Raw genomic sequence first — 11,995 nt, 5'->3', positions numbered from 1 at the left:
AAGTCCCCTTCAGGGGATTTAGGGGTGAAGCTGCCCAGCCTGATATGAAAAAAGAACAGAAACAACCATACTATTTCCATTCGGTTGCCGAATTGCATGAGGCATTGGGATTACCTAAACCACTGCATCCGCTGGTTAGCCTGAGCAATTACGAGAATATCCGGGCCGATGTTACTGATATTGGAAAGGGGTTGATGACGAATCTGTACAAGATTTCGTACAAAAAACACTTCACCGGCAAGGCAAGGTATGGGCAAACGTACTACGACTTCAATGAAGGCGGACTCTGTTTTGTTTCGCCAAATCAACTGATTTCGGAAGCCGAGCCACAACCGCAGGGTAATTACGAAGGCTTTACGCTGATGATTCACCCGGATTTTATTCGCTCCTATCCACTAGGCAAGACCATCAAAAATTACGGCTTCTTCTCCTATTCGTCTAACGAAGCGCTGCACTTGTCGGAAAAAGAGAAAATGACGATCATGGGCGTGTTTAGAAACATCGGCGACGAATTGGAACAGCCTATCGACCAGTTTAGCCAGGATGTGATTGTCTCGCAGATTGACCTGTTGCTCAATTACAGCAATCGATTTTATAATCGTCAGTTTATCACCCGCAAAGCCGTCAATCACGATATTCTGACGAAGCTGGAAACGTTACTCGACGACTTTTCGACAAGCAGAAAACCTTGACTGAAGGCTTGCCAACGGTGCAGTATATTTCGGATCAACTGGCTGTATCGCCCCGTTATTTGAGCGATATGCTTCGTTCGCTTACGGGGCAGAGCACGCAGCAACACATTCAGAATAAGTTGATTGAGAAAGCGAAGGAGATTCTGAGTTCGAGCAACCTGACCACCGCCGAAGTTGCCTATCAACTTGGCTTCGAGCATCCACAATCGTTCAACAAAATTTTCAAACGCAAGACCAACGTATCGCCAATCGAGTATCGCCAGTCGTTTAATTGAGCTGTGTGGAATCGTACTATTCGTAGGCTAATAATTCTGTGTAGGGATCGGCTCCAAGGCCAAGTAATTTACCAAAGGCTGGTTCGGTCTTGTAGCCCTGTTTTTTGAGAGCAATGATTTGCTGCCGGAACGCTTCGCCACGTTCGATCAGCAGTTTATGTTCGATCAGCATGTGCCGATAACCCATTTGCTGCGTAGTAGACATGTTCTGACCAAAAACCTCTACCTCAAAATTGTCGACCCAGAAATTTGCTACGATGGCATCTCTGCCCAACGCTGAAGATTCCCGGATGCTAAATGCCTTTTCGTTGCCAAAACTGATTTGTACTGCCGAATAAAAGGCTTGTTTATCAGCCCAGTAGCAGATAATATCCAGGTCGCTGGATTCAATATCAATGTTGATCGGAATGGTGCCTACCAATATGGGTGTAAATGGTTCAAGCTTTGCCAGAACAGCGTGTTTGGTTAGTGTGGTGTATGCTTCCCGTTGCCTGGGTGTGCCTTCGATCAAATAGTCTATTGTCTCAAACAACATAACTGCTAAACAGCCGATGAAGCCACAATATTACGAATCCGGTAGCTATCGGGCTTACAATCTATAAACCTGTTAACTACCGGATTCCTGATAAAGACTTTGCTCCAGACAATTAGGCGCCTGGTTGTAACTGCGTACTGATCGCAATTCGATTCCAGGCATTAATAGTAACGATGGCCATAATGATCTGAGCCAGATATACGTCACCGAATGTTTGCTCCGCTCGTTTATACAACTCGTCCGTTATACCGTGTTGACTGATTAAAGTAACGGCCTCTGTTAACGCCAGAACAATTTTTTCTTCTTCTGTGTACAAAGTGGTTTCTTTCCAGGCATCTAACAAGACGATACGCTGGATGCTTTCGCCCGATTTCATGGCTTCTTTGGTATGCATGTCGAGACAAAAGGCACACCCGTTTAGTTGCGATGCTCTTAACTTAATAAGCTCCTGATGGGTTTTGGTTAATGAGGTAGATTGTACGTGAGTTGATAGAACAAACAAATCTTTAAACAATTGAGGTTGAGTTGCTTGCATGTTTAATCGAGTTTCCATGATGTTGATCGGCTAACGCTTTGTGTTATTGCATTTGGCATGACAAAGGTCGGTGGTCGATTTCTGGAAAAACTTAAACTGGTTTAAGAACGCTTCTTACGTAACTCACTCAGGTATTCGGGGGTAAATCCGAGATACGAAGCAAGTAGGTATTGCGGTATTCGTTGAACAAATTGAGGAAAGTGGTTTAAGAAATGGTGATACATCTCTTCACGAGAATAAATGTGCTGGTATTTCATTCTGACTTGTGAAGCCCCGTAAGCTCGCTGATAGATCAATCGGAAATAACGCTCTACCTGAGGAAATTCCATGAGTAGTTGATCGTAAGACGACAAGCTAATAGAAAGCAATTCGGAATTCTCGACCGCCTGAATGGAAAACTCCGTAACGCGCTGATGAGGAAAGGCCAAAAAATCGGTTAGCCACCAGTTTTCGATAGCGAACTGAGTGGTTTGTTCAACTCCTTTTTCGTTCAGAAAGAACAACCGCAGGCAACCGTTTACAACAAAATAAAGCGTATTACACACATGACCCGCTTCAATCAGATTCTGCTTTTTTCTGACTTGAAGCGGTTGAAAGTAAGCCAGAATAGCTCCTTCACTTTCCGGATCAACGGCGATCTGTTTTTGTATGTGCCTGAATAAAGGATGTGGCTCCCTTGGGCTCACTGATTCGTTAAACTGGTTCATGAATAAGTTGAATAGACGTACTTTTACTACACCGTTTCCGTCAAATCTTTACAAAGAAAGCCGTTGATGAAGCAGAATCGGTTTGTTTTTATTCACCAATTCCCCAAAACGATCTAATGTCCTACTGCCGTGCTATCGAATCCATGTCTGGAGAGCGTAAAGCTCTCCATAAAGCGTATCATGATCACCTCTATGGTTTCCCGATTCACGATGACAATGAATTGTTTTGCCGTCTGGTGCTGGAAATCAACCAGGCTGGTCTGAGTTGGGAAACGATCCTGAAAAAAGAAGTTACATTCCGCAAAGCTTATGATAATTTTGATTTGACGAAAGTTGCGGCTTATACCGATGCCGACCGCGAGCGACTTATGGCTGATCCGGGGATTATTCGTAATCGTCTGAAAATCAATGCTGCCATCGAAAATGCAAAAACCATTCAGCGATTGCAGCAAGAGCATGGTTCATTTGCTGCATGGCTAGACATACAGCATCCGAAAACAAAGGAAGAATGGGTAAAGCTGTTCAAGAAAACGTTCCGCTTCACAGGTGGTGAAATTGTAAACGAGTTTCTTATGAGTATCGGCTATTTACCCGGCGCACATACGGCCGATTGCTCCGTTTACCAGACTGTTTTGGAAACGGGACCCAAATGGGCAACCAATTGATAAACCCACTCGTCTCTATTAGTCTAAGCGGATTGAGTCGATCTACGCTTTTGAGATTAAATTATTATAGAGTCAAATTACTTCACTTCATCGCCCCAATTTTACTTATTTTTTTACAAAGTAGGTTAAGAAACAGCTATTTAGGTTTCTATAGTCTACTTATTGAGATGTAAATTAAAAATTTAAGATACATATAACTGATAAGTGGCATATAAATTGTAAAGAGCGTGATGCGCAAACAGAAAATGGGCAATCAATTCACTTATAGGTGATTGATTGCCCATTTTTGATTAGTAAATTGCATAAGTATAAATTAAATTTTATAGTGGCACAAGTATTGTTTCTAAAAGATACTATTGCGTAACTTTTTTATAATACTAATTGCTATTACATGTTAACTTTTATTTATGCGAAACGGCGACTGCCAGTCCATACAACAACCGAAACATCCCCATTTACTTGTTTCAACCTGCTTTTTTCTGGGATTACTCATCAAACGTACGATGTAGCGTACATCAAGTTAGTTATCACATTGGTCTTGTTCATGGTTGCGATGGGGACTGCAAAAGCCCAATGTTCGCTGACTATCAGCCGAGTTATAACGTCAGGCTGTTATTCAGTAAGTGGCCTAAGCAAAGCGACTGTTAGTGTAGAAGTTGCCTGGCAGAATACACCATCCAATGGCCATATTGTTGTTACCACTGGTACCCAAAGTCGAACCATTACACCGGGTGTCATTTCCGTAAATTATGGGAACGGTGGTACATCGACGCCAACAGGCTCACAGACAATTGTTTCGCCCCAGGTTGTCGCCTTTGAGGTCAATGCTACGGGGGCAACTGGAGCCATAACGGCACAATGGTCAACGAGTGCAGCCTGCTCAGCAACGGGTTCCTTCACGGCTCCTGTATCCTGTTTACCAACCGTATGCTCGTCGGGTAACTTAGGCGGACAGGTTTTCAATGATTACAATGCCAATGGTACACAGGAGTCTGGGGAAGCCAACGGTGTAGCGGGTATCGCTGTAACGATATATCCCTGTGTTGGTACGCCGGTTTCCGCAACCACCGATGCCTACGGCATATGGACCACTAATGCATCCTTAGTGTACCCAGTGCGCGTAGAATTCTCAGCGATCCCAGCCATGTATTTACAAAGTTCGACGCGTCAGGGAGTCAACAGTCGGACAACCGTCCAGTTTATTGATCACAGCCGCTGTGATGTAAATCTGGGTCTCAACGATCCAACGGATTATTGTCAGGATAACCCAATGCTTGTTTTGCCCTTATATACCAGCGGAAATCCTTTAGTAACTGGCTCAGCTGGTACTAGCCAGGGGTTAATTGGCATTCCCTATAATTCGGGCGGGAACGGAACCAGTACGCCAAGATCATTTAGTATGGCTACTTCCCTAACCGGTTCTTTATGGGCGCAAGCTTACAATAAAGTAACAAAACAACTGTTTAGCGCAGCCATGTTAAAGCGTCACGCCGGTTTAGGCCCAGGGGGGCTGGATGCGATCTATATTACAGATCTAACTAGCCCGAACACCCCGTCTGCCCCTGTTTACATCAATCTGAGTGATGTAGGAGTTGATGTGGGTAGCGTACCTTCGAACACAGCTCGTGGACTAGTCGGTGATAAGACACTGCCTTCAGCCGATCCTCAGTCGTTTAGTTTGATTGGGACGGTAGGCATTGGGGGAATGAGTATGTCCAGTGATGGAAACACGCTCTATTTCATGAATGTAAAGAATAATTCCCTCTATGCGCTGGATCTAAGTGTCTATAATACAACAGGTAATACGAAAGATATACGATTGGCGAATGGGCCTTACGCAGTACCAAGTTTAGGTTGTGTTAATGGTACTCAACGTTCGTGGGCGGTCAAATTCTCAAAGAATAAGGTGTATGTCGGGTCGGTTTGTGACGCGCTGTCGGGTTCCAAATCCAATCTACGGGCTGGCGTATTTTCGTTCGATCCAACGACAAATACCTTCAATACCCAGCCTGTTTTTGATTTTCCCCTCACGTACCCAAAAGGCTATGCAGATTGGGCAGACGCGAACATAACGGGCTGGTTTCCCTGGAGTAATTCATTCAGTAGCCAAATTACATCAGTTACATTCAGCAGTGGTGCAAATGCATCTATTACCTTAATCCGCCCCCAACCGATCCTGACTGATATTGAGTTCGACATTGATGGCTCTATGATTTTGGCACTCGGTGATCGTGCCGGTTTCCAGCAGGGACACCGAAATTATGACCTGTCGGGAACCGGTAATTATAGTGGCCGCGTAGCCGGAGACATTCTCCGCGCTTTTTCAAGACAGGGTGTTTTTGTTCTGGAAAATGCGGCCAAAGCAGGTCCTTTTGTTGGGAGCCGCCCCAGGAACAATCAAGGACCTGGTTTTGGGGAGTTTTATGTCGATGATTCAGGAGCTGGGGCTGGTTCAGATGGCCTCTACCATGCCGAAATTGGCTTAGGTTCATTAGCATTACGGCCCGGCTCAGGCGAGGTCGTGACTGGTGTTATGGACCCAACCGGCATTAACACGGCCTATAACTTTATTGCGTTTTCCGGCGGCATCCGGCACATGAATAATACGACTGGCTTGGTGAATAATGCCTTTGCTCTGTATTCGTCGCCTACGTCAGGAACTCGCGATGGTACGTTTGGAAAAGCAGCTGGTTTGGGGGATTTGGAAATTCTGTGCAGCCAACCACAGCTTCTTGAGATTGGAAACCGGGTTTGGCTGGATGTGGATACCGATGGTATTCAGGACGCGTGCGAACCTGTTTTGGCTGGCGTTCATGTATCAATTTATCGAAGTGGCACTTTAGTAGCCACGACCACCACGAATGCGGATGGTGAATATTATTTCAACAATTTACCGACCAGCAGTACCGTAACTGGTACGATCTCAACGACAAATCTGCTTCCGAATACAGTCTATCAGCTCGTGTTTGGTAGTGGTAACCAATTTGCCAACGGCATCCTTTCTATCAATTCTGGTACGTATCAACTGACAACGGCGAACAGCGTTTCAGCAACAGCAAATGACCTTAACGATTCTGATGCCCAGATGACTACCATAGCGGGTATAACGGCCCCGGTCATTAGTTTGACGACGGGAGCGTATGGCCATATCGATCATTCCCTGGATGTTGGCTTTACCTGCCTGCCAATTACGACTGCTGGCATCCATACGACACCAGCTACGTGTAAGAATGGGGACGTCCAGCATAACGCGCAAATCACCATTAATTCCATTCAAAATGCAGATAAAGCGTTTCTGGTTACCGGTGGTGTTCCATCGTATACGGCTACCGGTAGCCAGCCTGTTTCAACGTCCTCTGTATCGTTTACGGGCCTGAGCAATCCTACAAGCAGTACCGGCACAGCCTATCAGGTAATCCTCTATAACGGCCCCAATTGCTATACAGTGCTTAGCACGACGTTGGCCCAGGCCAGTTGCTGCGTGATACAGGGGGTTTCCGCCGATGCGTCAGTCTGTAACTCAGCCACAAATCAGTATAGTGTGTCGGGAACTGTTCAACTTACAGACGGTCCCGCTCAAAGTTTGACCATAAGTCAGGGCGCTATCACCCAAGTCGTCAGTGTTACAGCTGGGCAACCGACAATCAGTTATAGTTTGACAGGACTTACCAGCGGATTAGGGTCTCAAACCGTTACAGTAGTGAGTGCGTTGACTGCTCAGTGTGGCAGCTCGGTAAGTACCACGTATACCGCACCAGCGTCTTGCTCAATAGCTCCCGCAGTTCCAGTGCTTTCTCTGCAAAAGTTGGTTAACAAATCCGTTGCTAAAATCGGAGATTTGTTAACCTATACGATCGCATTGACAAATACCGGATCGACTTCGGCTACAAATGTCGTCGTAATTGACTCCATATCGGCCGGGCTACACTATCTCGCCAACTCGGCTACTATTCCAGCCGCTACAACTTTTACCCAAGGGACGCCCGTAAGCAGCTGGCGCGTAGCGAGTATTAGTCCTGGCCAGAAGCTAACCCTGACTTTTCAGGCCAGGGTGGATAGTACCGGAATTTTGTATAATACGGCTATGATTCCGGGCGATACATCGAAAGTGTGTACCTCCATACCGACGCTGATGTGCCCTGGAGATGAGTATATCCTGACGGCCCCTGCTGGACGCTCCTCATACAACTGGTTTAAAGATGGTATCCTGATTCCCGATCAGCGCAGTCATACACTGACCATCCGCGAACCGGGAGCATACAGTCTGGAAGCACCCCTCTCAAATGGCGATTGCCCTACCTTTTCCTGCTGCCCGTTTATTCTGGAGCTTGACAGTTTATCTGCTTTCCAGGCCATCACGGTAGCGGCTACCTGTCAGGGTAATTCTCCGCAACACAATGGGCGATTGGTGTTGAGTCAATTTAATGCCACAAATACCTATCAGTATTCGCTGGGCGATACGTTCAATCCGGCGGCTTCGCTGTCGGGGCCAGCTCAGGCAATCCCTACTCATGGTGTCATTGCCACAACACTAGCCAATCCAGCCGTAGCGACAGCCTATACAGTTCGGGTCTACAACCGATCAGGATGCTATGCAGATAGGACGGTTATGCTGCTGCCAACGATATGTGGCTGTCCCGATGATCGTTGCGTTCCTTTCCTTATGCAGCAAACCAAGCGGCCCCGGCGCATCGGTGATCCAATTCACTAATCATCCTTTTGATGGATATAATACCTCTTATTACCTGTGACGAATGCTGTTTCGTCACAGGTAATGATTATTCTTTCGCAGGATACAGCAGCCGGAATGCGTTGAAAACGGCCTGGTGCGTTATGGTCGCGTGATCTTCCTGAGGTAGATAGTCGAAATGGATGGTAGTCTGTTTTCCACTGATTTTCTTTAATTTTTCGACTAACAGATTCGCATCTACTTCCATCACATGAGGGATTTTTGTAGGAGCCAGACCTTCTTTCCCAACGCCAATATACACGTCGGTCTTTTGCGTAATGTGGTTTGGTAATAGCCCGGAAGCTCGATCTAATAGCGAGCCATTATCCCACCAAAGGCTTGGGCTAATGATAATGTATTTAGTAAAGAGAGCTGGCTTTTTTAGAAGAATTTCGGTGGCTAACAATCCACCAAGCGATTGCCCAATAATCGTTTTTGAGTTGTTTGTTTTGTAGGTTTTCTCAATAAATGGCTGTAATTCTTTCTCAATAAAGGCGATGAATTTATCGGAATGGCCGGTAGTTGGAAAACGCTTTTTATCATCTTCAACCGTCGTCGGATACGTAAAATCGCGTCGCCTGTCTACGTTCGCAATGCCAACGACAATGGTTTTAGGGACTCGGTCAATCCAGGGGAAGTTGTTGAACTGAACCAGACCGACGACATGAATAAAATCTTCGTCAGCTGATCCGTCGAGTAGATAAATGACGGCGTATTTTGTAGTGTCAGTTGGCTTGTAATCAGCAGGTAGGTATATGTTCAGCGTTCTTCTCTCGCCTAGTTGTGCTGAGTAAATTTCTTCGATAGTGCCTAACACAAACGGCTTACTGGTGCGCGTTTGCGTCGCTGGTGTTGTTTGAGCAATGGCACCAATGCGATAGGCGATCAGGATAAAAATAGTCAGGGCAACTCTCATTCCGTTGACTTCGATTCTTCCAGTAATTTTTTCAGGATTTCCAGCGTCGTATTCCAGTAAAATTCGGAGTGTTTATAGATTATTTCGGTCGCGAAATTACGTTCCGTGAAGGTAAGTGTTGTCGCCTTGTCCATTGACGTTAAGCGAAAGGCAATAACTGAATGGTTCTCGGGTGTATCCGGCAATTCCGACAGGGAACTCCAATTGGTATACTGGAGAAATTGCTCCGGCTCGGCGTTTAAGACAATGCCCTGGGTTTCATAGGGTATTCCATGCAAATCTCCACGAATAACTAATGAACTGCCAACCTGCCAGGTAACAGCCAGATCAGTTATGTTAATCACTGAATCGGCCATCCAGGTTTTCATCGCATCAGGATTCGTCAGTGCGTTCCAGACGCTGGCAATGGGCGCATCAATATGAATAATTCGGTGTATAATTCTGTCTGCTACCATGTTATAGAAACGCTGGCAATCCCAAGCTATTCCGAGCGTAGCGAGCGAACTGGATTTACCAGTGCGGCCCGGATGCTTTGAAAACTCACGGTGGCAAAAGCGATCAAAATAGCTAACAAGCCTGCCAGCGCAAATATCCACCAGCCAATATTAATTTTGTAGGCAAAATTCTCTAGCCAGTGATTCATGGCCCACCAGGCTATCGGACTGGCAATGACAATCGCAATCAGAACCAGTTTCAGGAAATCTTTGGAAAGCAACGTAACGATGCTGGCGACGCTGGCTCCCAATACCTTGCGGACGCCGATTTCTTTGGTGCGCTGCTGGGCACTGAACGTCGCTAAACCGAACAATCCCAGACACGCAATAAAGATGGCAAGGCCCGAAAAAATGCTGAATAACAGACCATACTGTTTGTCAGACTGGTATTGTTTTCCATAAAACTCGTCCAGGAAGAAATAATCCAGCGATGATTCCGGGAACGTAGTTTCCCAAATGGCTGATACCTGATCCAGCAAGTTCTGTGGATCATCGGCGTGGAATTTTATGGAATAATATTCTGTGGGAATCCAGCCGAATTTTGGATCCATAAATAGAATGATGGGTGTAAAGGTCTGATGGAGTGAACGTTGGTGGTAATCTTTGATTACGCCGATAATTTCGTTGGCTCGGTCGGGCGTGGTCTCCAGCGCGATTTTCTGGCCTATTGCCTGTTCGGGCGACGTAAAGCCAAATTGCTTAATCGCTGATTCATTGAGTACCAAAGCAGTTGAATCGGCAGGGCGAGTTTTGTCAAAACCACGACCGGCAATCACGTTCAGGCCATATGTCGGCATGAAGTCAAAATCGACCTTCAGCATTTCGAAAAGTCGGTTGCTGGCGTCTGGTGCCTCAAAACGACGATTCGCCAGAAATTGCCCGACTTCTTTGCCGGGAACGGCTCCCGAACCCGTTACGTTCGATACGTTTGCCAGCGCATTGACCTGCTTTTTAAACCGTTCTACTTTTTCAGCGTGATTAGGTGTATGAATTGGCGATTTGAGAACAACAACCTGATCAGTTAAAACGCCGGCACGCTGGTTCATCATGTAGGCCGTTTGTCGATATACAACCAACGTACTGACCATCAGAATCACCGAAATAACAAACTGCACGACCACCAGCGACTGGCGCATCGTTCGCTCCTTTCCCGAAAACAACAGGCGACCTTTTAGTACTGATACGGGAGCAATGCGAAGCAGTGAAAATGTTGGATATAAGCCTGTTATCAAAATCCCGACGAGCCATAAAGCAATCATCCCGAAGACAACAATTGGATCGCTCCAAACGGCTTGTGCTGAATGTAAATGCAGCGAATCAGGTAGCCATTGTGTGGCCAGCAGGAGCAATGGAATTGCCACCAACAGCGCAATCGTGTGCAGCAACAACGACTCGATGACAAACTGAAACAGTAACATCCATCGTGTTGAGCCAATCATCCGTCGAACGCCCGCTTCTTTAGCTCGATACATCACTCGCGCCGTAGTCAAGTTGCTGTAGTTGACCCAGCTAATCAGTAGAATAACAAGCGCAATGATCGTTAGAAACCGCACAACAGTTCGGTTGCCTTTCACTTCAATTTCGTTGGGCGTGGCCGGATTGAGATGTAATTCGCGGAGGGGTACGAGTTTAATGCCCCATGTTTCGTCTTTCATCGCCTGCTCCGTTTTGTGCTGCTCAGCGAGGGCGGGGAATTTGGCTTCAACTCGACCAGGATCAGTGTTCGGCTTGAGCTGAACAAACGTATAGCTCGCATGCTGATACCAGAAATTCCAGAATTTGGGTGTAGCCGTTTTGCCCGAAATCAGCATGTCGAACTGCATAGTCGAGTTGACAGGCAGATCGGCGAAAACACCCGTTACCTGATACGTTTGGGTTTTTGCCAGCGTACTGATTTCGAGTGTTTTACCCAACGGGTTCTGTGAGCCGAAATATTTCCTGGCTGCTGATTCCGACAGTACAACTGTATTTGGTTCGTTCAGAAACGTTTTCCGATCACCTTGCTGAACAGGGTAATCAAAGAAGGTAAAGAAATTGGAATCGACCAGGCAAACGTGTGGTTCGCGAAACTTCTGTTTTTCGTAACGAACGACTCGCTCCGAGTTTCGCCAGAAGATTCGGGTAAAGCTTTCCACTTCTGGAAAGTTAGCTTTCATCGCTGGCGCATAACCGTTCGTACTTGTCGCCCAATGCTCGCTTTTATGACCAGCTCCGTAAAAAAGGCTTTCTACTCGATAAATGGGTTTGTCATCTGTTACAGTGCGGTCGACTGCTACCCGGTCGTAACTGGTTTCAAAACGAGCGTATTGAATCAGTAGTCCACACGTAGCCATTCCGAGCGCAAGGCCAGAGATGTTGAGCAGACTATATATACGTTGCTGACGAATCGTCCGCCAGGCGATTTTGACATAGTTTTTAAGCATAGGTATTGGGAGTGATGAACGATA

General features: G+C 46.3%; 10 protein-coding genes. 4 read left to right on the top strand and 6 right to left on the bottom strand.

Annotated elements, in window-relative coordinates:
* The first annotated feature begins 44 nt into the window (after window positions 1-44).
* A complete protein-coding gene (locus ACYVE4_RS05685; protein WP_460996005.1) occupies window positions 45-692 on the top strand; it encodes a hypothetical protein in 648 nt (215 codons plus the stop codon).
* Window positions 689-967: a helix-turn-helix domain-containing protein gene (locus ACYVE4_RS05680; RefSeq protein WP_460996004.1), complete on the top strand. Its 279-nt coding sequence runs from the start codon at window positions 689-691 to the stop codon at window positions 965-967. The genes ACYVE4_RS05685 and ACYVE4_RS05680 overlap by 4 nt, the downstream gene beginning before the upstream one ends.
* Window positions 968-983: 16 nt before the next feature.
* On the opposite strand, the gene ACYVE4_RS05675 is transcribed toward ACYVE4_RS05680, so the two are convergent.
* The 3 genes from ACYVE4_RS05675 to ACYVE4_RS05665 form a co-directional block, all read right to left on the bottom strand.
* Entirely contained in the window at window positions 984-1,502 is a 519-nt protein-coding gene (locus ACYVE4_RS05675; protein WP_460996003.1) for a DUF4269 domain-containing protein, read from the bottom strand.
* Between the two features lie 112 nt (window positions 1,503-1,614).
* Complete coding sequence (locus ACYVE4_RS05670) at window positions 1,615-2,055, bottom strand: carboxymuconolactone decarboxylase family protein (protein WP_460996002.1); 441 nt, start codon at window positions 2,053-2,055, stop codon at window positions 1,615-1,617.
* A gap of 83 nt (window positions 2,056-2,138) precedes the next feature.
* Window positions 2,139-2,744: a Crp/Fnr family transcriptional regulator gene (locus tag ACYVE4_RS05665; protein ID WP_460996001.1), complete on the bottom strand. Its 606-nt coding sequence runs from the start codon at window positions 2,742-2,744 to the stop codon at window positions 2,139-2,141.
* A gap of 116 nt (window positions 2,745-2,860) precedes the next feature.
* Between ACYVE4_RS05665 and ACYVE4_RS05660 the strand changes: the two genes are divergently transcribed.
* Both ACYVE4_RS05660 and ACYVE4_RS05655 read left to right on the top strand, forming a co-directional pair.
* Window positions 2,861-3,409: a DNA-3-methyladenine glycosylase I gene (locus ACYVE4_RS05660; RefSeq protein WP_460996000.1), complete on the top strand. Its 549-nt coding sequence runs from the start codon at window positions 2,861-2,863 to the stop codon at window positions 3,407-3,409.
* A gap of 391 nt (window positions 3,410-3,800) precedes the next feature.
* A complete protein-coding gene (locus ACYVE4_RS05655; RefSeq protein ID WP_460995999.1) occupies window positions 3,801-8,120 on the top strand; it encodes an SdrD B-like domain-containing protein in 4,320 nt (1,439 codons plus the stop codon).
* A 67-nt stretch (window positions 8,121-8,187) separates the two neighbouring features.
* Here the strand turns inward: ACYVE4_RS05655 and ACYVE4_RS05650 are convergent, their stop codons facing one another.
* The 3 genes from ACYVE4_RS05650 to ACYVE4_RS05640 are packed head-to-tail and all read right to left on the bottom strand — an operon-like array spanning window position 8,188 to window position 11,971.
* Window positions 8,188-9,054: an alpha/beta hydrolase gene (locus ACYVE4_RS05650; RefSeq protein WP_460995998.1), complete on the bottom strand. Its 867-nt coding sequence runs from the start codon at window positions 9,052-9,054 to the stop codon at window positions 8,188-8,190.
* Entirely contained in the window at window positions 9,051-9,509 is a 459-nt protein-coding gene (locus ACYVE4_RS05645) for an SRPBCC family protein (RefSeq protein WP_460995997.1), read from the bottom strand. Before ACYVE4_RS05645 ends, ACYVE4_RS05650 begins: the two co-directional genes overlap by 4 nt.
* 26 nt (window positions 9,510-9,535) lie before the next feature.
* A complete protein-coding gene (locus ACYVE4_RS05640) occupies window positions 9,536-11,971 on the bottom strand; it encodes an ABC transporter permease (protein ID WP_460995996.1) in 2,436 nt (811 codons plus the stop codon).
* Window positions 11,972-11,995: the final 24 nt, after the last annotated feature.

It is taken from the genome of Spirosoma harenae (genome assembly GCF_054776975.1).
Note: the sequence above shows the minus strand (reverse complement) of the source record. Positions and strands in the feature narration are given on the sequence as shown.